The following is a 20,646-nucleotide window of genomic DNA, read 5'->3' on the forward strand; positions in this document are numbered from 1 at the left end:
ACGCGGCGGCGGTCGCGCTCGCGGTTGCCGTGCTGATCTGCGCAGTGGTCGCGCTGGCCGGGGTCCGGTCCCGCCGCGCGGCCGCGCGCGCCCTGGTGCGCTCGCACGACGAACGACTGTCGCACACGCAGTACCACATCAGCGAGAGCGTCCACACGTTCATCGACGCTCACGTGGAGGTCGTCAACACCCGCCCCGCGAACGTCGCCCGAAACGTCGCCGCCTGAGAGACGCGCTACGTTTCTCCGCGCTCTCTTAGAGCTTGCTGAGCCGAACAGTGCTTGACTGAGACGTCCGCCCGAAAGGAGACCCGTCTCGTGAAGCCCGCCCAGCTCCGCATCCCCCGACACTGGATCGTCTGGACTGTCGTCCTGTTCGTCCTGACCTTCGCACTCGGCTTCGCCGCCAAGTGGGTCGTGGCCCTCCGCTTCGACGCGCTCGACGCGGCCGTCAACAAGGTGAACTCGCCGCTGCTCGACAAGGTCGCCCTGCTGCTCGACCAGCTCGACAGGCCGACGATCGTCGCGGTCATCCTTGTGATCACCTTCGTGATCCTGCTGTTCGTGAAGGGCTGGAGGCTCGCGCTCGGCGCGGTCATCGTCACCGGCCTCGGCTGGCTCACCACGCTGATCGTGAAGGCCGTCGTCGCCCAGCCCCGCCCGACCACCGCCGGGCTGACCCACCTGCTGCACGTGAACCCGGCGACCCTCAGCTACCCGAGCGGCCACGTCGTGTTCGCGACGGCGCTGGTGACCGCGCTGGCGATGGTGTGCCGTGGCGCGCTCGCCCGCACGATCGTCATCGTGGTCGGCGCGATCTTCGTGGCCGTCGTGATGTGGTCGCGCCTCTACGTCGGCGTCCACTACGGGACCGACGTGGTTGGCGGTGTGCTCAACGGCATCGCAGGAGTCCTGCTGTTCGCCGGGCTCTGGAACCTGGTCGCGGGGCGGGTCTTCGCCGGCAGCGGCCGCCGCGTCGCCTAGCGGCCGCCGCGTCGCGTAGCGTCCGCGCGCCTTCGTGACGAATGTCGCGAATGCGCGCGCCAAACGCGACATTCGGCACGAATCGCGGAACGCACTTTCGTGACGAATGTTGCGAATGCGCGCGCGAAACGCGACATTCGGCACGAATCGTCGCTCAGTCCTCGATGACCACCGCTCGCAGCGGCGCCCCGTCGCCTCCCGCGATCGGCAGCGGCAGCCCGACGAATCGGGGCGACGCCGCCGTGACGCGATCGAGGCCGGTCAGGTTCTCGATGATGAGCCCGCCTGCGCCGAGGAACACGTCGTGGAACGGCAGGCTCGGCTCCGGGTCGTCGGCCACGGTCTCGTCCGGGTTGAGCGCGTCGACTCCGACCACGGTCACGCCGGCGTCGAGCAGCGCGGTGGCGATCCCGACGTCCAGGTACGGGTGGTCGAGGTAGCCGGGCTCGTCGAACTGCGTCGACCATCCCGTCCGGACGAGCACGATCGTCCCCGGCTCGATCGCGCGGAGCGCGTCGCGTACGTCCTCCGGCCGGATGCGCGTCCGCGGCGGCAGGCCGCTCACGTCGATCACCCGTGCCGGCCCGACCAGCCGGCCGAGGTCGACGGCGTCGATCGTCGCGCCGCCTTCGACCGTGTGGGACGGTGCGTCCACGTGGGTGCCGGTGTGGCTGCCGAGCTCCAGGCGCAGCACGCTCACCCCGGCCTCGGCGATCGTCACCGCCGGTTCCACACGAACCGACGGGTCGCCCGGGAACACGGTCATCCCGCTGTGAATAGGGTGGCTCAGGTCGATCACCCGCATCTAGCCCTCCTCCCGCGGCGACAGGTGCTCGTGGATGCACGTCCAGGAGCCGTCGCGGCGCTGCATGACGATGGTCTCGCGCTCCCGCACGGTCGTGCGGCTGTCGCCGTCGGCGAGTTCGGTCTCCACGTCGTGCGTGAAGATCGCGACGTCGTCGCCGGCGAACTGCACGCGGCGGCCGGTCGAGCGGCAGCCGAGCACCTGGAAGCCGTCGCGCTCCCAGGTGCCCCAGGCCGCCTCGTACTCGGCGCGCGACTCCAGCCGGACGGGGTGCGTGTGCATCACGAAGGTGGCGTCGTCGGCGAAGCCCGAGAAGTAGGCGTCGCGGCGGTGGTTGCCGAAGTCGTCCACGATCCGGTCGACCGCGGCGAGGACCTCCCGCTCCCGCTCGCTCACGCTCCGGCCTCCGGCGCTTCGACTGTGCGCGCTTCGACCGTGCGCGCTTCGACCGTGCGCGCGTCGACCCCGCGGGGCTCCAGGCGCTGGGCCTTCGCCCGGCGCGCGTGCGCGCGGGCCGCCGCCGACCGCTCGTCCAGGTGGATGGGCGGCACGACTCCGTCCGCCGAGCGCACGCCGCGGGGGCCGTCCGGACCGAACACGTAGCGCGGCTCCGGGAAGATCGCGAGCAGCGCCCCGTAGAGGACACCGGCGACGACCACACTCGACAGCAGGCTCAGGTCGATGCCCCCGGCGAGGCCGCTGAACGGCCCGACGATGATCGGCGGGTAGTCGGCGAACAGCAAGCCGACGACGGCTGCCACGATCCAGGCGGTCATCCCCCGCCAGTTCACGCCCGCCGCGAACCAGTAGCGGCCTCCCGTCTCGCCGCGGTTGAACACCTGGAGGTCGGACGGGTCGTAGAACCCGCGCCGCACGACGTAGCCGATGGTCATGATGACCATCCACGGGGTGGTCGTGACGACGATCGCGCCGACGAAGGCGTTCACGGTCCCGAGCAGGTCGAACACCAGCCGGCCGACCAGGATGAAGAGGAACGCGATGGTCCCGATGAAGATCGTGGCCTGCACCCGGCTGAACCGCGGGACGACCGACGAGAAGTCCAGGCCGGTGCCGTAGAGGGAGGTCGTGCCGGTCGACAGGCCGCCGATGAACGCCACCACGAGCAGCAGCAGCGCGTACCAGAGCGGCGAGACGTGGATGAGCGAGACGACGTAGTCCGACTTGCCGAACACGAGCGTGGCGGTGGCGACACCGAACAGCAGCGGGATGAGCCCCAGACCCTGGCCCAGGACGGTCGCGCCGATCAGTTTGCGCGGCGCGGTCGCCCGCGGGATGTAGCGCGACCAGTCGCCGAGGAACGCGCCGAACGAGATCGGGTTGGCCATGACGATGAGCGCGGCGGCGATGAAGGTCGGCCAGAACGCGCCGCCGATGGCCAGCGCCTTGGGTCCGGGGTCGTAGCCGGCATCGAACACCCCGGAGTACGCCACGATCGCCAGCAGGATCAGCGCCGTGTTCGCGAAGACCGCGACCTTGTTGACCAGCAGCATGAACTGGTAGCCGTAGATCACCACCACGATCACGATCAGGCCGATGATCGCGTAGATCCCGAGCCGCAGGCCGACCGAGTCGGGCACGCCCGCGAGCCGGGTCAGTGCGCCGACGATCGCGTCGCCGGACACCCATACCGAGATCGAGTAGAACGCGATCGCGGTCAGGAGCGACAGGAACGAGCCGACGATCCGGCCGCGCACGCCGAACAGGGCGCCGGACGACACCGCGTTGTTCGTCCCGGTCTTCGGCCCGAACAGCGCCATCGGCGCGAGGAACGCGATGCCGACGGCGACACCGAGCACCGTCGCGGCCACGGCCTGCCAGAACGACAGCCCGAGCGCGATGGGGAACGTGCCCAGCAGGATGGTGGCGAACGTGTTCACGCCGCCGAACTGGATGCGGGCCAGGTCGAGCCAGTTGGAGGTGCGGTCGGCGTCCGGGATGGTGTCGATCCCGTGGGCCTCCACTTCCGTGATCTTCGGGCGGGGGTTGAGTGCAGCGGTGACGACGTCGTCGGACATGCGGGTTCCCTTCGTGGCGCGTTGTTTTGGGTGGGGTGCTGTCAGCGGGAGAGGGTGGAGGCGTCGGCCGGCCGTTCGGCGGAGTCCGCCTGCTGCAGATCCTGGTGCCGCAGCGCGAGCAGCGACACGAGATCGTAGGCGAGGTGGGAGGCTGCGACGCCGGTGAGCTCGGCGTGGTCGTAGGCGGGGGCGACTTCCACGACGTCCGCGCCGATGAGGTTCAGGCCCACGAAGCCGCGGATGATTTCCAGCAGCTCGCGGCTGGTGACGCCGCCGGCCTCCGGGGTGCCGGTGCCCGGCGCGTGCGCGGGGTCCAGGACGTCCACGTCGATGGAGATGTAGAGCGGGCGGTCGCCGATCCGGTCGCGGAGCTTCGCGACGACCTCGTCCACACCCTGCCGGTAGACGTCGGCGCTCGTGACGATGCCGAAGCCGAAGCGGTGGTCGTCGTCCAGGTCCTTCTTGCCGTAGAGCGGGCCGCGCGTGCCGACGTGGCTGAGCGCCTCGGTGTCCAGGATGCCTTCCTCGAACGCGCGGCGGAACGGGGTGCCGTGGGTGAACTCGGCGCCGAAGTAGGTGTCCCAGGTGTCGAGGTGCGCGTCGAAGTGCAGGAGGGCGACCGGTCCGTGGCGCTCGGCCGCGGCGCGCAGCAGCGGGAGCGAGATGGTGTGGTCGCCGCCGAGGGTGACCAGGCGTGTCCCGTCGGCGGTGAGGTCGTAGGCCGCGGACTGGACGGTCTCGATCGCCTCCGCGATGTCGAACGGGTTGACCGCGATGTCGCCCGCGTCGGCCACCTGGGTCAGCTCGAACGGCGACACGTCGAGCGCCGGGTTGTAGGGGCGCAGCAGGCGGGAGGCCTCCCGGATGTGGTTCGGCCCGAAGCGGGCGCCGGGCCGGTAGGAGACGCCGCTGTCGAACGGGACGCCCGCGACGACGATGTCGGCGCGGCTCACCTGGTCGAGCCGCGGCAGCCGGGCGAAGCCGTCGCGGCCGGCGTAGCGGGGTGTGCGCGACGAGTCGATGGGGCCGACGTTCTGCGGCAAAGCAACCTCCTTGGTGCGATGTGGTGCGGTGGCGCGGGTTTTCCGTTACGGAACCTTTGTTGCATGAGAGGCTACAACGAGAGGCCCCCGCCGTCAACGCGCTCGTGCGACTCTGCGGGTCCGGCCTGCCGACCGGTTACCGTTGTCCCATGCGCACGATGCCCCTCGAACCCGCCGACCGCCGCGTGGCCATCGGGCCCCGGTTGCGGGCGGCACGCCGGGCGCAGCAGCTCACGATCGACGAGGTCGCCCAGATCACCGGCCTGACCAAGGGGTTCCTCTCCCGGGTGGAGCGCGACATGACCTCCCCGAGCGTCTCGTCGCTGATCAGCCTGTGCGACGTCCTCTCCATCCCGGTCGGCTCGCTGTTCGAGGAGCCCGACGTGCAGCTCGTCCCCGCGGGCACCGGCGCCAAGGTCAACCTCGGCGGCGTGGACACGGAGGAGCGGCTGCTCTCGCCGCGCTCGGAGTCGCGCGTCCAGGTCATCCGCTCCGTCATCCAGTCCGGCGGCCACGGTGGCGACGAGCTCTACGCAGTGGCCGCAGACGTCGACGTGCTGCACGTCCTCCGCGGCGAGATCGAGGTCCGCTTCTCCGACCGGGAGTGGCGGCTCGGCCCCGGCGACAGCCTGACCTTCAGCGGTCACGAGCCGCACAGCTGGCGCGTGCTCACCGACGACGGCGCCGAGGTGATCTGGGTGCTGGTGCCGGCATTGTGGAGCGCTTGACGGCAGGCCTCAGGCCTCCGCCGCCCCGGTCTGGTTGAACAGGTAGTAGACGCTCAGCGCGGTGAAGCCGAGCAGCATCGCCGGGGCGTAGACGACGCCGATGACGGTCAGCAGTGGGTAGAACACCGTGCCTGCACCGAAGCGGCGAAGGTCGACCCTGCGTTCCCGAGGATCGAGCCTCCCCTGGCGCACCTCGAGCAGGGTGACCCTCCCGAAGAGGAGCGTGAACGCGACCGCGAACCCGGTCGACGCTCCCCCGTACAGGACCGCCGCCACACGCACGTCCGCAGCGCTGCCGTCCGCGAGCGCCGCTGACAGCGTGGCGGTGGTGAAGGGGATGGCGGTGACGAACATCAGCAGGATGAGATTCCAGAACAGCAGCAGCCGGTCGACGGTGACCACGAGCCGCAGGACGGAGTGGTGATTGACCCAGAGCACCCCGATGACGAGGAAGCTGACGACGTACGCGGCGAACGACGGCCACGCCGCCGCCAGCTGGGCCAGGAGGCCGGTGCCGTTACCCGGCGCGAGGTGGAGGTCGAGGACGAGGAGGGTGATGGCGACGGCGAGCACCCCGTCGCTGAACGCCTCGAGTCTCGCCTTCGACACGGTTCCTCCTCGGTGCGGCGACGCGCTCACGAAAACGTCCGGTGACTCTTCGTGCGGCTCATCTAAGTTCGGCGCCCTGTCGCCTGTCAACCGTCCCTGGCGTGACCGGCTCGCCGAGCCGGCCGCCCCCGCTTCCGGGAGCACTCCACCGGATATATAGTTAACGCATATAAATCATCAGCGCGCCGACGCGCTTCCCGCTCGGGCGCGCACCTCCGCCTGGGCCGGCGACCCACGACACCCCATACGAAACGCACGAAGGACTCTTTTGGCCCGCACCGGCATCTTCACCAAAGATCACCCGCACTACCGCTGGGTGGCGCTCTCCAACACCACCCTCGGCATGCTCATGGCGACGATCAACTCCTCGATCGTCATCATCTCGCTGCCCGCCATCTTCACCGGCGTCAAGCTGAACCCGCTGCAGCCGGGCAACGTCTCGTACCTGCTCTGGATGCTGATGGGCTACATGCTCGTCACCGCCGTTCTCGTCGTCATGTTCGGCCGGATGGGCGACCAGTACGGGCGCGTCCGCATCTACAACCTCGGCTTCGTGATCTTCACGGTCGCCGCGATCGCGCTCTGCCTCGACCCGTTCAGCGGCGGCCCCGGCGCCATGTGGCTGATCGCCTGGCGGTTCGTCCAGGGCATCGGCGGCGCCATGCTGTTCGCGAACTCGACCGCGATCCTCACCGACGCGTTCCCGGCCAACAAGCGCGGCTTCGCGCTCGGCCTCAACCAGGTCGCCGCCATCGCCGGCTCCTTCATCGGCCTCATCCTCGGCGGCGTGCTCGCCGAGATCGACTGGCGCGCCGTCTTCTTCGTCTCGGTGCCGTTCGGCGTCATCGGCACCATCTGGTCGTTCAAGTCGCTGCACGAGGTCGGCCAGAAGAACCCCGGCAAGATCGACTGGCTCGGCAACGTCACCTTCGCGATCGGCCTCATCGCGCTCCTGACCGGCATCACCTACGGCATCCAGCCCTACGGCGGCTCGTCGCAGGGCTGGGGCAACCCGTGGGTCCTCGGCTCGATCGTCGGCGGCATCCTGCTGCTGATCGCGTTCGTAATGATCGAGCTGAGGGTGCCCTCGCCGATGTTCGACATGCGGCTGTTCACGATCCGGGCGTTCTCGTCGGGGATCTTCTCGGGCTTCCTCGCGGCGATCGGCCGAGGCGGCCTCCAGTTCATGCTGATCATCTGGCTGCAGGGGATCTGGCTGCCGCTGCACGGCTACAGCTACGAGTCCACGCCGCTGTGGGCGGGCATCTACATGCTGCCGATCACGATCGGCTTCCTCATCGCCGGCCCGGTCTCGGGCGCGCTCTCCGACCGGTTCGGATCGCGGGCGTTCGCCACCGTGGGACTCGTGCTCGTCGCTGTCACCTTCATCGGCCTCCTGCTCATCCCGGTGAACTTCGAGTACTGGCAGTTCGCGCTGCTGACCGGCCTGAACGGCATCGGCTCCGGCCTGTTCTCGTCGCCGAACCGCACGGCGATCATGAACAGCGTGCCGCCGAACGAGCGCGGTGCGGCATCCGGGATGGCAGGCGTCGCCCTCAACGCCGGAAGCTCGCTCTCCATCGGCATCTTCTTCTCGCTGATGATCGCGGGCCTCTCGGTCGCGCTCCCGACGGCGCTCACCACCGGGCTGACCTCGCACGGCGTGCCGCAGAACGTCGCCGCGCAGATCGGCGCGACCCCTCCGGTCGGCAGCCTGTTCGCCGCATTCCTCGGCTACAACCCGATCGCGAGCCTGCTCGGGCCGACCGGCCTGCTGCAGTCCCCGCACGTGGACGCCGCGACGCTGACGGGCAAGGAATTCTTTCCTCAGCTCATCTCCGGACCGTTCCACGACGGCCTCGTGGTGGTGTTCATCGCCGCGGCGGCGATGAGTCTGATCGGCGCCGTCGCCTCGTTCCTCGGCGGATCCAAGTATGTTCATGAGGAGGCGGTCGCAGCCGCGCGGCCGGCCCTTGTGGAAGGCGAGGAAGTCGGTGCAGGGCGAGCGTGAGGATTCCGGACGGCCGACGACCGGTGACGACGATGTCGCCGGCCGCCTGGCCCTTGCCGTCGGACGGCTGAACCGCCGGATCCGCTCGGCCACGGGAGGGCTCAGCCACGGCCAGCTCTCGGCGCTCTCCACGATCGTGCGCAGCGGGCCGCTGCGGCCGAGCGAGATCGCCGCGATCGAGGTCGTGGCGGCTCCCACGATCACACGCGTGGTCTCCGACCTGGAGGCGCGTGGGCTCGTCGAGCGCACGCCCGACCCGGCGGACGGTCGTTCGTTCCTGGTGTCCGGCACGCACGCCGGAACCGAGCTGCTGCTCGCAGCCCGCTCCGACCGGGCGCGGGCGGTGGCCGCGATCCTGGCAGAGCTGGAGCCGGAAGATGTGGAGGCCATCCGCGCGGCGATGCCTGCGCTGGAACAGGCCGCCCACAACGCGCGCCCCACCCCGGCTTCCTGAGCGCACTCCGACTCGGCGACCCTTCGGTCAGGTGCGCGGCGGGCGGCGCTGGCGGGGCGGACGGCGGACGGCGACGACCGGGTGGGCGCCGGTGTAGCCCTCGCGGGCCTGCGCGATCGCCAGGATGCGCGAGCGCTGCGCGTACCAGCCCAGGATGAGCAGCGGGATGATGATCACCAGCGAGGCGACCGTGAACGTGCCGGTCGGGTAGTCGAACGCCATCAGCACGATCACCGACGCCAGGAAGGCGAGCGTCAGGTAGGCGGTGAACGGCGCCCCGAACAGCCGGAACGACGGGCGCGCGAGCTTGCCCTGCAGCGACCACTTCCGCAGCTGCATCTGGCAGAGGATGATCATCGCCCAGCTCGTCACGATGCCGAGGGACGCCACATTCAGCACGATGTTGAATGCCTCCGCCGGCACGATCAGGTTGAGGAAGACACCGAGGATGCCGATCGCCGCGGTGAGCAGGATGCCGCCGTACGGCACGCCGCGCGTGTTCATCCGCGCCGTGAAGGCCGGAGCCGCGCCGGTCTGCGCCATCGAGTGCAGGATGCGGCCGGTCGAGTACATCCCCGCGTTCAGGCTCGAGAGCGCAGCCGTGAGCACGACGAAGTTCATCACCGAGCCGACGATCGCGCTGAGCTGCGGGCCGCCGAGGTGGCTGAAGAAAGTGACGAACGGGCTCTCGCTGCCGCTGTAGGCGCTCGCCGGGAGGAGCAGCGCGAGGAGCAGCACCGAGCCGCAGTAGAAGACGGCGATGCGGAACACCACGCTGTTGATCGCGCGCGGCATGATCTTCTCCGGGTTCTCGGTCTCGCCGGCCGCGATGCCGACCAGCTCCACGCCCGCGTAGGCGAAGACGACGCCCTGCACGAGCACGATCGCCATGCCGATCGTGGCGACGCCGTGGGGGAGCAGCCAGCCGTTCTGAGCGAGCATCGCGAGACCGGTCGGGCCCACGTCCGTCGGCCAGCCGGCCGCGAGCACGATGATGCCGACCACGAGGAACGCGACCAGCGCGCCGACCTTGATGATCGCGAACCAGAACTCCATCTCGCCGAACACCTTCACCGAGATGAGGTTGAGGCTGACGACGACCACCAGCGCGATCAGCGCGAGCAGCCACTGCGGCACCGACGTGAAGAGCTGCCAGTACTTCACGTAGAGGGCGACCGCGGTGGAGTCCACGATCGCCGTCATCGCCCAGTTGAGGAAGTACATCCAGCCGGCGACGTACGCCATCTTCTCGCCGTAGAACTCGCGCGCGTAGGAGACGAACGACCCGGACGACGGCCGGTGGAGCACGAGCTCGCCGAGTGCGCGCAGCACCAGGAACGCGAAGAACCCGCACACCGCGTAGACGAGGACGAGCAGGGGGCCGCCCTGCTCGAGCCGGCCGCCCGCGCCGAGGAAGAGGCCGGTGCCGATGGCGCCGCCGATCGCGATCATCTGGAGCTGCCGCGACGACAGCGACTTGTGGTAGCCCTCCTGCTCGCTGGAGAAGTCCTGCACCGCCTGGGATACGTCGCCCAGGTGCTCGCGGCGATTCTCCAGCTCGTCGGCGGGGTCGTGTGGTGTGCTCATCGGCGCCTCCCGTGGTCCGGCGTCCTACAGTACCCGGTGCTTTCGGCGCGATCGCAACCGCCGAGGGGCGCGTAAACGCCCCTGCCGGGCGGGTGTAGGGGCGGTCACGTGCCCGTCGGCGGTGGAGGTCAGGCGACGGCGAGCATGCCGGCGGCGGCGACGGCGAGGACCAAGCCGACCCACTGCACGGGGGCGATGCGCTCGCGCAGGACGAGCGCCGCGAGCACGATCGTGCCGGCGGGGTAGAGCGCCACGAGCACCGACATCGTGGTCAGGTCGCCCGCCCGCAGCCCCAGCAGGATGAGCACGTTGGCGGAGGCGTCCAGCAGCCCGGAGCCGAGCGCGAGCAGCAGGCCGCGCCTGCTGAGCCGGCGGGAGACGCCGCGCGCGGCCAGCACGCCGATGATGGTCCACGTGATCGCGGCGTTGACCGTGCGGTTGGCGACGAGCGGGACGAGTCCCGAGTCGGCCGGCGTCTGGTTGAGCATGATGAGGAACACGCCGATCAGCGCGCCCGCGGCGACGGCCATCCCGAGCGCGCGGCCGGTGGGACGCACGGCGCCGCGCTCCGGGACGAAGCCGACCAGCACCACCGCGACCAGCGCGAGGCCGAGGGCGACGTAGCCGATCGGGGCGAACCGGTCGCCGCCGGCGAGGCCCCAGACCATCGGCACGACCGCCGAGACGAGCGCGGTGAGCGGCGAGAGGATGCTCATCGGCCCGATCGCGAGGCAGGCGTAGAGCAGCGCGACCGCGAGGGCGCCGACGGCTCCGGAGGCCGCGCCCCAGCCGAGCGCGGCGGCCGACCAGACGCCGCCGACGAACGGGAGGGCGGCGAGGAGGAGGACCAGGCCGCCGACGGCGCCCAGCGCGGTGGTGCGCAGCGGGCCGATCGCGCGAGCGGCGAGGCCGCCGACGAAGTCGGCCGAGCCGTAGACGAGCGCGCTGAGCAGGCCGAGGATCGCGGCCGGCATCAGGCCCGGGCCGGTGAGGTGAGGAGGTGTGCGGTGCCGGGTGCTTCGGGGTGCGTCCGCATGGGCCGATCGTAGCGGAGGGCGGCGGTGAAGCTCAGTTCGTCCTCCACAGTGGCTCTGCCTGCGTGACTTCTCCACAGATTCTCGACCGGGGCGGCTCGGTCGGCGGCGGTCGTTACGATCGAGGGATGAGCTGGAACACGTGGGAGCCCGACGACCGGGAGGCGCCGCCCTTCGACGAGCCGCCCTTCGACGTCGAGCCGCCCTTCGACGTCGAGCCCCCGCTTCCCGACTTCGGCGACGACCCGTATGCGGAGCTGCCGTTCTCGGACGCGCCGCCGGTGGTTCCCTCGGACGGTCCGTCGGCCACGGCCGCGTCCCGGACCCCGCGGGCGACCCCGGCGCGCTTCGCCTCGGCCGCCGAGGCGCTGCGCACCGTGTTCGGCTACGACTCGTTCCGCGGGCAGCAGGTCGCCATCATCGACCGTGTCGTGGCGGGCGGCGACGCCGTCGTGCTCATGCCGACCGGCGGCGGCAAGTCGCTCTGCTACCAGATCCCCTCGCTGGTCCGGGAGGGCACCGGCGTCGTCGTGTCGCCGCTCATCGCCCTCATGCAGGACCAGGTCGACGCGCTGACCGCGGTGGGCGTGCGGGCGGCGTTCCTCAACTCGACGCAGGACGCCGGCCAGCGTTCCGCGGTCGAGCGCGCCTACCTCGCCGGCGAGCTCGACATCCTCTACGTCGCTCCGGAGCGGCTGTCCAGCGAGGCGACCAAGCGATTCCTGGAGCGGGGCCGTGTCGCGCTCTTCGCCATCGACGAGGCGCACTGCGTCTCCCAGTGGGGCCACGACTTCCGGCCCGACTATCTGGCGCTCTCCGAGCTGGCCGAGCGCTGGCCGGACGTCCCGCGCATCGCCCTCACCGCGACCGCGACCGACGCGACCCACCGCGAGCTCACCGAGCGGCTGCGCCTCCAGGACGCCGAGCACTTCGTCTCCGACTTCGACCGGCCGAACATCCAGTACCGCATCGTGCCGAAGGTGGAGGTCCGCAAACAGCTTCTCGACTTCATCACCGGCGAGCACCCGGGGGAGGCCGGCATCGTGTACGCGCTGTCTCGCAACTCGGTCGAGCGCACGGCCGAGTTCCTCTCCGGCCGCGGGCTGAATGCGCTCCCGTACCATGCAGGCCTCGACGCGCAGACCCGGGCGCGGACCCAGTCACGATTCCTGCGCGAGGACGGCGTGATCGTTGTGGCGACCATCGCGTTCGGCATGGGCATCGACAAGCCGGACGTGCGCTTCGTCGCCCACATCGACCTCCCGAAGTCGGTCGAGGGCTACTACCAGGAGACCGGCCGCGCCGGCCGCGACGGCCTCCCGTCGACCACCTGGCTGGCCTACGGGCTGCAGGACGTCGTGCAGCAGCGCCGCATGATCGACGAATCCCCGGGCGACCTCGCGCACCGCCGTCGCCTGACGCAGCACCTCGACGCGATGCTCGCCCTGTGCGAGACCGTGCAGTGCCGCCGGGTGAACCTGCTCAACTACTTCGGCCAGCGCGCCACGCCCTGCGGCAACTGCGACACCTGCCTCACCCCGCCCGAGACGTGGGATGGAACGGTCCCGGCCCAGAAGCTCCTCTCGACGGTCGTCCGCCTGCAGCGCGAGCGCAACCAACGCTTCGGCGCCGGCCACCTCATCGACATCCTCCGCGCCAAGCGCACCCCGCGCGTCGACCAGTACGGCCACGACCGGCTGTCGACCTGGGGTATCGGGGAGGAGCTCGGCGAGAGCCAGTGGCGCGGCGTCGTCCGCCAGCTCATCGCACAGGAGCTGTTGAAGCCGGAGGGCGAGTACGGCGTCCTCACCCTGACCCCCACGAGCGCCGAGGTGCTGTCCGGAGGCAGGGAGGTCGTCCTCCGCCGCGAGCCGGAGCGCGCGGTGCGCTCCTCCCGCGGCGCCCGCTCCGTCGCCGCCGCCGACCTGGCGCCCGCCGACGCCGGCCTCTTCGAGGCGTTGCGCGCGTGGCGTGCGAGCGAGGCGAAGACGCAGGGGGTACCGGCCTACATCGTCTTCGGCGACGCGACCCTCCGGGCCGTCGCCGCCGCGCGCCCGTCCACCCTCGCCGACCTCGACGGCATCAGCGGCATCGGCGCGAAGAAGAAGGAGACGTACGGGGAGGCCCTGCTGGAGGTGGTGGCCGCCGAGGGCTAGCCCGGCGTCCCCACCTCGCACTCCAGCGCCACCTGCCCTTCCGCCACACTCACGGCAAAAACCAAGCACCAGTCGGTTTATGATCGGAACCGTTCACCCGTGACGCCCGAAGGAGTGCGAATGACCGACACGACCGCTACCGACCCGACCACGGCCGACCTCCCCGTCGACCCCCGCTTCCGCGACGCGAGCCTCCCGCTCGACGAGCGCGTCGAGAACCTGCTCGGCCAGATGACCCTGGAGGAGAAGGCCGGCTTGTTCTTCCAGACCATGATCACCATCGGCGACGGTGGCACGGTCGCCGGCCCGAACCCGCTGTTCGGGATCGCGGACAGCGCCGAGATGATCCGTGACCGGCACATGACCCACTTCAACGTGTTCGGCGCCGCCGGCTCGGCCGCCGAGATGGCCGAGTGGCACAACCGCGTGCAGGAGGTCGCGGCGAGCACCCGGCTCGGCATCCCGGTCACGCTCTCCACCGACCCGCGGCACTCGTTCAGCGACAACCCGGGCGCCGCGATCATGGCCGGCCCGTTCTCGCAATGGCCGGAGACGCTCGGCCTCGCGGCGATCGGCGACGAGGAGCTCGTGGAGCGGTTCGCCGACATCGCCCGCCAGGAGTACACCGCGGTCGGCATCCGGGTCGCCCTGCACCCGCAGATCGACCTCGCGACCGAGCCGCGCTGGGCGCGCCAGGTCGCCACCTTCGGCGAGGACGCCGACCTCACCTCCCGCCTCGGCGCCGCGTACATCCGCGGCTTCCAGGGCGCCGAGCTCGGCCCGGACTCCGTCGCGACGATGACCAAGCACTTCCCCGGCGGAGGCCCGCAGAAGGACGGCGAGGACCCGCACTTCCCCTACGGCCGCGAGCAGGTCTACCCGGGCGGCGAGTTCGAGACGCACCTCAAGCCGTTCGAGGCCGCGTTCGAGGCCGGCACCAGCCAGATCATGCCGTACTACGGGATGCCGGTCGGCACCGAGTACGAGGAGGTCGGCTTCGGCTTCAACAAGTCCGTCGTCACCGGCCTGCTGCGCGAGCGCTACGGCTTCGACGGGATCGTCTGCACCGACTGGGGGCTGCTCTCGGACGCCGAGATCGCCGGTCAGCCGTTCCCCGCCCGCGCCTGGGGCGTCGAGCACCTGAGCACGCGCGAGCGGATGGCGAAGGTTCTGGATGCGGGGGCCGACCAGTTCGGCGGCGAGGCGATCCCCGAACTCCTGATCGACCTGGTCCGAAGCGGCGAGCTGCCGGAGGAGCGACTCGACACCTCCGCCCGGCGCCTGCTGCGCGAGAAGTTCCGGCTCAGGCTGTTCGACGCGCCCACGGTCGACCCGGCGCGCGCGGCGGAGGTCGTCGGCAACGCGGAGTTCGTGGCGGCGGGGGAGGCGGCGCAGCGCGCGTCGGTCACGCTGCTGAAGAACGAGGCCACGCGGCTGGGCGAACGCCTTCTCCCGCTGGCCCGCGGCACGAAGGTGTTCGTGCGCGGCTTCGACCCGGAGGCCGTGGCCGGCTACGCGACCGTCGTCGCCACCCCGGAGGAGGCCGACGTGGCGCTGGTGCGCCTGCACGCGCCGTACGAGCAGCGCTCGACGATGTTCGAGAACTTCTTCCATGCGGGCTCGCTCGACTTCCCGCAGGAGGCCATCGACGACGTGCTCGCCATCGCCCGCGCCGTCCCGACCGTGCTGGAGGTGTTCCTCGACCGCCCGGCGATCCTCACGCCGTTCGCGGGGGAGGTCCGCGCCATCGCGGTCGACTTCGGTGCGAGCTCAGCGGCCCTGCTCGACGTGCTGTTCGGGGAGGCCGCGCCGCAGGGGCGCCTCCCGATGGACCTGCCGTCGTCGATGGCGGCGGTGGTCGAGAACCGCCCGGATGTGCCGTTCGACACCGCTGACCCGCTCTACCGGTTCGGCCACGGGTTGAGCTACTAGCGCTCAGCCGTTTCCGAGGCTCAGCATCTTCTGAGCCTCGGCCCTGGTCGCCCACGGATCGCAGGCGTACAGTGCCCTTTCCGTGGGGCGATCAGGGAATCTTTCGTCCCCGTCCACGGTTATGTCAGTTGGCGTAATTTCGCGACGATCTCGAAGGAGGGATGAAATGGCACGGAGGATCGAAGAGCTCGAGGACGAGACCGGCGCAATCATCAAGTACAGGCGGCACGCGAACGGCAAGGGGCTGGTGTCCCCCACGGCGCGCGTGGCGGACTCGGCCCGCATCGAGCCGACCGCCTACGTGGAGGCCGACGCCCGCGTGGGACTGGACGCCTACATCGGCGCCGGGAGCTGGATCGACTCCGGCGCGACGATCGGCGACCGCACCTTCGTCGGCGCCAACGTCCACATCGGCAAGGGCTGCGTCATCGGCAGCGGTGTGCGCATCGGCAGCAACGTGAAGGTGGGCGACAACGCCATGATCGGCAACGGCGCCCGCGTCGACCGTGACGAGCAGATCGCGGCAGGCACCGTGATCGAGCTGCGTGGGGCGACCGCCGCGCGCGCTGCCCTCGCGGCTCTGCCGCGCGAGACCCGGGTGACCCGCCGGGCGGCCTGAGCCGCTACCGGCACCCAACGCTCTTGTCCATACCCGATGACGTTCGGGACGGCGTTTTGGAGCATCCCACAAACGGCCCGCGGACCTCGCGGGCCGTTTTTGTCGCCTCCGCACCGACGGTTTCGCTCCGCTCGCCGCCTCGTCGTAGCGTGACGATGACCCCGAGACATCGAAGAGGAAACTCATGGTTGATACCGCCGAGCGCGCGCCCGAGAAGTCCAACGCAATGAAGTCCGGCACCCCCGTCGTGGACGCGGCCGCCAGCGAAGCCGCTGCCGCAGCAGCCGCGACCGCCCCGGCCGGCGCCGCGCCGCGCGTCGACGTCGCGGCGCTGGGCCGCCAGCTCCTGGGCACCTGGGCCGAGGTCCGGCTGGCTTCGCGGGAGCTCTCGTCGCGACCCGATCTGCAGAAGGTGGAGGGCCTCTCCGTCGCCGACCACCGCAAACGCGTCTTCGGGCAGCTCAAACTGCTGGTCGACAACGGCCAGGTGCACCGCGCCTTCCCGAAGTCGGTCGGCGGCATGGAGGACCACGGCGGCAACATCGCCGCGTTCGAGGAACTCGTCGCGGCCGACCCGTCTCTCCAGATCAAGTCCGGCGTGCAATGGGGGCTCTTCGGCGCCGCCGTGCTGCACCTCGGCACCGAGCGCCACCACACCGCCTACCTTCCGGCGATCATGTCGCTCGACGTGCCCGGCGCGTTCGCGATGACGGAGACCGGCCACGGCTCCGACGTCGCCGCCATCGCGACCACCGCCGCCTACGACCCGGAGAGCCAGGAGTTCGTCCTCGACACCCCGTTCCGCGGCGCGTGGAAGGACTACCTCGGCAACGCGGCGGTCGACGCCACCGCGGCGGTCGTGTTCGCGCAGCTCGTCACGAAGGGCGTCAACCACGGCGTGCACGCCTTCTACGTGCCCATCCGCGACGCGAACGGCGACTTCCTGCCCGGCATCGGCGGCGAGGACGACGGCCAGAAGGGCGGCCTGAACGGCATCGACAACGGGAGGCTGCACTTCACCGGTGTCCGCGTCCCGCGCACCGACCTCCTGAACCGCTACGGCGACGTCGCCGAGGACGGCACCTACAGCTCGCCCATCGCGAGCCCGGGCAGGCGGTTCTTCACCATGCTCGGCACGCTCGTCCAGGGCCGCGTCTCGCTCGACGGCTCCGCGGTGATCGCGTCGAAGATCGGCCTGAAGATCGCGCTCACCTACGGCGACCAGCGCCGCCAGTTCACGTCGGGCAGCGACACCGACGAGGAGGTCGTGCTCGACTATCAGCGCCACCAGCGCCGGCTGCTCCCGCTGCTGGCGACCACGTACGCGGCGAGCTTCGCGCACGAGAAGTTCCTGCACAAGTTCGACGACGTGTTCAGCGGAAAGGCCGACACCGACGCCGACCGCCAGGACCTGGAGACCATCGCGGCGGCCCTCAAGCCGCTCAGCACCTGGCACGCGCTCGACACCCTCCAGGAGGCGCGGGAGGCGTGCGGCGGCGCGGGGTTCCTCACCGAGAACCGGATCACCTCGCTGCGCCAGGACCTCGACATCTGGGTGACGTTCGAGGGCGACAACAACGTCCTCCTGCAGCTCGTGGCCAAGCGGCTGCTGACCGACTTCAGCCGCAAGTTCGCCAAGGCGGATGCCGGCGCGCTGGCCCGGTACGTCGTGGTGCAGGCGGCCGGCAAGGCGTACCACGGCTCGGGGCTCCGCAGCGTCGGACAGACCGTGCGCGACTTCGGCTCGACGGCACGCTCGGTGAACTGGCTGCAGGAGTCCGCGACGCAGCGCGAGCTGCTCACCGACCGCGTGGCGACGATGATCGCCGAGATCGGCGGACGGCTGCGCCCGGCCTCCAAGCTCGGCAAGAAGGCCGCGGCCGACCTGTTCAACTCGCAGCAGAACGAGCTGATCGAGGCCGCCCGCGCCCACGCCGAGCTGCTGCAGTGGGAGGCCTTCACGGAGGCGCTGGAGCAGGCTCCGGACGCCGGCACCAAGCAGGTGCTGACCTGGCTGCGCGACCTGTTCGGCTTCGGTCTGATCGAGAAGCACCTGGCCTGGTACCTGATCCACGGCCGCCTGTCGCCGCAGCGCGCGCAGGCCGTCTCGGCGTACATCGACCGGCTGCTCACGCGCATCCGCCCGCACGCGGTCGACCTGGTCGACGCGTTCGGCTACGGCCCGGAGCTGGTGCGCGCCAAGATCGCGAGCGGCGCCGAGGCCGAGCGCCAGGCGGAGGCCCGCGCCTACTACGCGGCGCGCCGCGCCGACGGCACCCTCCCGACCCCCGAGAAGGCCCCTTCCAAGCACCGCTGACCCGGCGATTCGTGCCGAATGTCGCGCGCGCCGAGCAGCGACATTCGGCACGAATGTGCGGTTTGGCGTGCGCAATCACGACATTCGTGACGAATGTCGGCCGGGGAGCTCGCTAGAGGAGGCCGAGGGTACGCACGGCGTCGCGCTCGGCCGCGAGCTCGGCCACCGAGGCGTCGATGCGCTCGCGCGAGAAGGCGTCGATCGCCAGGCCCTGGACGATCTCCCAGCGGCCGGCGACACTCCGGACCGGGAACGACGAGATCAGGCCCTCCGGCACGCCGTAGGAGCCGTCGGAGACGACCGCTGCCGAGGTCCAGCGCTCGCCGGTGCCGTTCACCCAGTCGCGCACGTGGTCGATGGCGGCGCTCGCCGCGGAGGCCGCCGACGAGGAGCCGCGGACCTCGATGATCTCGGCGCCGCGCTTGGCCACCCGCGGGATGTACTCGTCCGCGAGCCAGTCCTCGTCCACGAGCTCCGTCGCCGGGCGGCCGTTCACGGTCGCGTGGCTGAGGTCCGGGTACTGGCTGGCCGAGTGGTTGCCCCACACGATGACGCCCGCGATCGCGTGCACGGGAACACCGAGCTTCGCCGCGAGCTGCGCGACCGCGCGGTTGTGGTCGAGCCGGGTCATCGCGGTGAAGCGCTCGGCCGGGATGTCCGGCGCGTGCGCGCTCGCGATGAGCGCGTTGGTGTTGGCGGGGTTGCCCACGACGAGCACGCGCACGTCGTCGGCCGCCACGTCGTTGAGCGCGGCGCCCTGCGGTCCGAAGATGCCGCCGTTCGCTTCCAGGAGGTCGGCGCGCTCCATCCCGGCGGTGCGCGGCCGGGCGCCGACGAGCAGGGCGACGCTCGCGCCGTCGAAGGCGACGCGCGGGTCGTCGGTGACGTCGACCCCGTGCAGCAGCGGGAAGGCGCCGTCCTGCAGCTCCAGCGCCGTGCCCTCCGCGGCGCTGAGCCCGGCCGGGATCTCCAGCAGCCGCAGCCGCACCGGCACGTCGTGCCCGAGCAGCTGCCCGGAGGCGATGCGGAAGAGGAGGGCGTAGCCGATCTGTCCACCGGCGCCGGTGACGGCGACGGTCACGGGGGTGCTCATGCCGCGAGCCTAGCCCTGTCGGCGGGCCGCGCGGCGTGAGGGGCGCGAGGCAGTGGGCCGCTACAGTCGCACCATGCGCACTCTCTACCCGGAGATCGAGCCGTACGACAGCGGGATGCTGGACGTCGGCGATGGCCAGCAGGTGTACTGGGAGACCAGCGGGAACCCCGAGGGCAAGCCGGTCGTGTTCCTGCACGGCGGCCCCGGCGGCGGCAGCACGCCCTCCCATCGGCGGCTGTTCGATCCCGAGCGGTACCGGATCGTCCTGCTCGACCAGCGCAACTGCGGCCGCAGCCTCCCGCACGCGAGCGACCCGGACGCCGACCTGTCGGCGAACACCACCTGGAATCTCGTCTCCGACCTTGAGAAGCTGCGCGAGCACCTGGAGATCGAGCGCTGGCAGGTGTTCGGCGGCTCGTGGGGCAGCGCGCTGGCCCTGGCGTACGCGGAGACGCATCCCGAGCGGGTGACCGAGCTGATCGTGCGCGGCATCTTCACGTTGCGCCCGGCCGAGCTGGACTGGTTCTACGAGGGCGGCGCCGCGGCGCTGTTCCCCGACCTGTGGGAGGGCTTCGTGGAGCCGGTGCCGGTGGAGGAGCGCGGCCACCTGATCCGCGCCTACAGCCGGCTGCTCGCCGACGAGGACCCGGCCGTGCACGGTCCGGCCGCCGTCGCCTGGTCGCGCTGGGAGTCCTCCACGATCACGCTGCTGCCGCGGCCGGAGGTCGTGGCCACGTTCACCGAGGAGAAGTACGCGGTCGCGTTCGCGCGCATCGAGAACCACTACTTCGTCAACGGCGGCTGGTTCGAGGAGGATCAGCTCATCCGCGACGCGTACAAGCTGGAGGGCATCCCGGGCGTCATCGTGCAGGGCCGCTACGACGTGTGCACGCCGGCGATGACGGCGTGGGACCTGCACCGGGCGTGGCCGGAGGCGGAGCTGAACATCATCGCGGACGCCGGGCACGCGTACGACGAACCGGGGATCCTGGACGCGCTGATCGAGGCGACCGATCGTTTCGCGGGCGGTGAGCCGGCCGGAGTAGCCGCGGACGACGAGGGCTCGGACGAAGCGGGCTCGGACGAAGCGGGCGCGGACGAAGCGGGCTCGGACGAAAAGGCCGCGCACGAAGACGTGGCGGACGAAGAAGCCGCAGGAGAAGAGGCCGACGAAGAGGCCGCAGACGCAGAACGCGCGGACGCAGAACCTACGGACCCCCAGGACACCGAGGAGTAGCC

18 protein-coding genes are annotated in these 20,646 nt (G+C 70.8%); 10 read left to right on the forward strand and 8 right to left on the reverse strand.

Features of this window, described 5'->3' with window-relative positions; genetic code table 11:
- Positions 1-29 precede the first annotated feature (29 nt).
- Both ACR5MH_RS17775 and ACR5MH_RS17780 read left to right on the forward strand, forming a co-directional pair.
- Positions 30-227, forward strand: coding sequence for a hypothetical protein (locus ACR5MH_RS17775; RefSeq protein WP_431348398.1), 198 nt, complete (start codon positions 30-32; stop codon positions 225-227).
- A 90-nt stretch (positions 228-317) separates the two neighbouring features.
- Positions 318-983 (forward strand): phosphatase PAP2 family protein, encoded by a 666-nt coding sequence (locus ACR5MH_RS17780; RefSeq protein ID WP_431348399.1) that lies wholly within the window; start codon positions 318-320, stop codon positions 981-983.
- Between the two features lie 154 nt (positions 984-1,137).
- Here ACR5MH_RS17780 and ACR5MH_RS17785 read toward each other — a convergent pair whose 3' ends face one another.
- Genes ACR5MH_RS17785 through speB form a run of 4 tightly spaced genes read right to left on the reverse strand, consistent with a single transcriptional unit; the run spans position 1,138 to position 4,867 of the window.
- Complete coding sequence (locus ACR5MH_RS17785; RefSeq protein WP_431348400.1) at positions 1,138-1,788, reverse strand: cyclase family protein; 651 nt, start codon at positions 1,786-1,788, stop codon at positions 1,138-1,140.
- Entirely contained in the window at positions 1,789-2,184 is a 396-nt protein-coding gene (locus ACR5MH_RS17790; protein WP_431348401.1) for a nuclear transport factor 2 family protein, read from the reverse strand.
- Positions 2,181-3,824 carry a purine-cytosine permease family protein gene (locus ACR5MH_RS17795; RefSeq protein ID WP_431348402.1) on the reverse strand — a complete coding sequence of 548 codons (1,644 nt, stop codon included), beginning with the start codon at positions 3,822-3,824 and terminating at the stop codon, positions 2,181-2,183. Before ACR5MH_RS17795 ends, ACR5MH_RS17790 begins: the two co-directional genes overlap by 4 nt.
- A 41-nt stretch (positions 3,825-3,865) precedes the next feature.
- On the reverse strand, positions 3,866-4,867 hold the full coding sequence (speB, locus tag ACR5MH_RS17800) for an agmatinase (protein WP_431348403.1): 1,002 nt from the start codon (positions 4,865-4,867) through the stop codon (positions 3,866-3,868).
- Between the two features lie 149 nt (positions 4,868-5,016).
- Here speB and ACR5MH_RS17805 point away from each other — a divergent pair, with 149 nt between their 5' ends.
- The gene (locus ACR5MH_RS17805; RefSeq protein WP_431348404.1) at positions 5,017-5,595 is read left to right on the forward strand and encodes a helix-turn-helix domain-containing protein; all 579 of its coding nucleotides are present in this window, start codon (positions 5,017-5,019) and stop codon (positions 5,593-5,595) included.
- A 9-nt stretch (positions 5,596-5,604) separates the two neighbouring features.
- On the opposite strand, the gene ACR5MH_RS17810 is transcribed toward ACR5MH_RS17805, so the two are convergent.
- On the reverse strand, positions 5,605-6,204 hold the full coding sequence (locus tag ACR5MH_RS17810; protein WP_431348405.1) for a TMEM175 family protein: 600 nt from the start codon (positions 6,202-6,204) through the stop codon (positions 5,605-5,607).
- A gap of 268 nt (positions 6,205-6,472) precedes the next feature.
- On the opposite strand from ACR5MH_RS17810, the gene ACR5MH_RS17815 reads away from it, so the two are divergent.
- Together ACR5MH_RS17815 and ACR5MH_RS17820 are read left to right on the forward strand one after the other, a co-directional pair.
- On the forward strand, positions 6,473-8,215 hold the full coding sequence (locus tag ACR5MH_RS17815) for an MFS transporter (RefSeq protein WP_431348406.1): 1,743 nt from the start codon (positions 6,473-6,475) through the stop codon (positions 8,213-8,215).
- Positions 8,199-8,669, forward strand: a complete 471-nt coding sequence (locus tag ACR5MH_RS17820; protein WP_431348407.1) for a MarR family winged helix-turn-helix transcriptional regulator — start codon at positions 8,199-8,201, stop codon at positions 8,667-8,669. Before ACR5MH_RS17815 ends, ACR5MH_RS17820 begins: the two co-directional genes overlap by 17 nt.
- Positions 8,670-8,696: 27 nt before the next feature.
- Here ACR5MH_RS17820 and ACR5MH_RS17825 read toward each other — a convergent pair whose 3' ends face one another.
- Together ACR5MH_RS17825 and ACR5MH_RS17830 are read right to left on the reverse strand one after the other, a co-directional pair.
- The gene (locus tag ACR5MH_RS17825; RefSeq protein ID WP_433862003.1) at positions 8,697-10,256 is read right to left on the reverse strand and encodes an amino acid permease; all 1,560 of its coding nucleotides are present in this window, start codon (positions 10,254-10,256) and stop codon (positions 8,697-8,699) included.
- A gap of 128 nt (positions 10,257-10,384) precedes the next feature.
- Positions 10,385-11,230 (reverse strand): EamA family transporter, encoded by an 846-nt coding sequence (locus tag ACR5MH_RS17830; RefSeq protein WP_431348408.1) that lies wholly within the window; start codon positions 11,228-11,230, stop codon positions 10,385-10,387.
- Between the two features lie 188 nt (positions 11,231-11,418).
- On the opposite strand from ACR5MH_RS17830, the gene recQ reads away from it, so the two are divergent.
- The 4 genes from recQ (at position 11,419) to ACR5MH_RS17850 (ending at position 18,314) form a co-directional block, all read left to right on the forward strand.
- On the forward strand, positions 11,419-13,446 hold the full coding sequence (recQ, locus tag ACR5MH_RS17835) for a DNA helicase RecQ (RefSeq protein WP_431348409.1): 2,028 nt from the start codon (positions 11,419-11,421) through the stop codon (positions 13,444-13,446).
- A gap of 120 nt (positions 13,447-13,566) precedes the next feature.
- Positions 13,567-15,378, forward strand: coding sequence for a glycoside hydrolase family 3 protein (locus ACR5MH_RS17840; RefSeq protein WP_431348410.1), 1,812 nt, complete (start codon positions 13,567-13,569; stop codon positions 15,376-15,378).
- 166 nt (positions 15,379-15,544) lie between these two features.
- Positions 15,545-15,997, forward strand: a complete 453-nt coding sequence (locus ACR5MH_RS17845; RefSeq protein ID WP_431348411.1) for a DapH/DapD/GlmU-related protein — start codon at positions 15,545-15,547, stop codon at positions 15,995-15,997.
- Positions 15,998-16,181: 184 nt separating this feature from the next.
- Positions 16,182-18,314, forward strand: a complete 2,133-nt coding sequence (locus ACR5MH_RS17850; RefSeq protein ID WP_431348412.1) for an acyl-CoA dehydrogenase family protein — start codon at positions 16,182-16,184, stop codon at positions 18,312-18,314.
- 112 nt (positions 18,315-18,426) lie between these two features.
- Here the strand turns inward: ACR5MH_RS17850 and ACR5MH_RS17855 are convergent, their stop codons facing one another.
- On the reverse strand, positions 18,427-19,407 hold the full coding sequence (locus ACR5MH_RS17855) for a malate dehydrogenase (RefSeq protein WP_431348413.1): 981 nt from the start codon (positions 19,405-19,407) through the stop codon (positions 18,427-18,429).
- A gap of 73 nt (positions 19,408-19,480) precedes the next feature.
- Between ACR5MH_RS17855 and pip the strand changes: the two genes are divergently transcribed.
- The gene (gene pip, locus ACR5MH_RS17860; protein ID WP_433862004.1) at positions 19,481-20,644 is read left to right on the forward strand and encodes a prolyl aminopeptidase; all 1,164 of its coding nucleotides are present in this window, start codon (positions 19,481-19,483) and stop codon (positions 20,642-20,644) included.
- Positions 20,645-20,646 lie beyond the last annotated feature (2 nt).

This window comes from Streptomyces sp. L7, assembly GCF_050990935.1.
GTDB lineage: Bacteria > Actinomycetota > Actinomycetes > Actinomycetales > Microbacteriaceae > Leifsonia.

Bases quoted from the DNA above. Each gene is read 5' to 3' on its own strand.
- ACR5MH_RS17845 (WP_431348411.1), top strand. From the start codon at position 15,545: ATGGCACGGAGGATCGAAGAGCTCGAGGACGAGACCGGCGCAATCATC.
- ACR5MH_RS17785 (WP_431348400.1), bottom strand. From the start codon at position 1,788: ATGCGGGTGATCGACCTGAGCCACCCTATTCACAGCGGGATGACCGTG.
- ACR5MH_RS17805 (WP_431348404.1), top strand. From the start codon at position 5,017: ATGCGCACGATGCCCCTCGAACCCGCCGACCGCCGCGTGGCCATCGGG.
- ACR5MH_RS17825 (WP_433862003.1), bottom strand. From the start codon at position 10,256: ATGAGCACACCACACGACCCCGCCGACGAGCTGGAGAATCGCCGCGAG.
- recQ (WP_431348409.1), top strand. From the start codon at position 11,419: ATGAGCTGGAACACGTGGGAGCCCGACGACCGGGAGGCGCCGCCCTTC.
- ACR5MH_RS17795 (WP_431348402.1), bottom strand. From the start codon at position 3,824: ATGTCCGACGACGTCGTCACCGCTGCACTCAACCCCCGCCCGAAGATC.
- ACR5MH_RS17850 (WP_431348412.1), top strand. From the start codon at position 16,182: ATGGTTGATACCGCCGAGCGCGCGCCCGAGAAGTCCAACGCAATGAAG.
- ACR5MH_RS17855 (WP_431348413.1), bottom strand. From the start codon at position 19,407: ATGAGCACCCCCGTGACCGTCGCCGTCACCGGCGCCGGTGGACAGATC.
- pip (WP_433862004.1), top strand. From the start codon at position 19,481: ATGCGCACTCTCTACCCGGAGATCGAGCCGTACGACAGCGGGATGCTG.
- ACR5MH_RS17830 (WP_431348408.1), bottom strand. From the start codon at position 11,230: ATGCCGGCCGCGATCCTCGGCCTGCTCAGCGCGCTCGTCTACGGCTCG.
- ACR5MH_RS17840 (WP_431348410.1), top strand. From the start codon at position 13,567: ATGACCGACACGACCGCTACCGACCCGACCACGGCCGACCTCCCCGTC.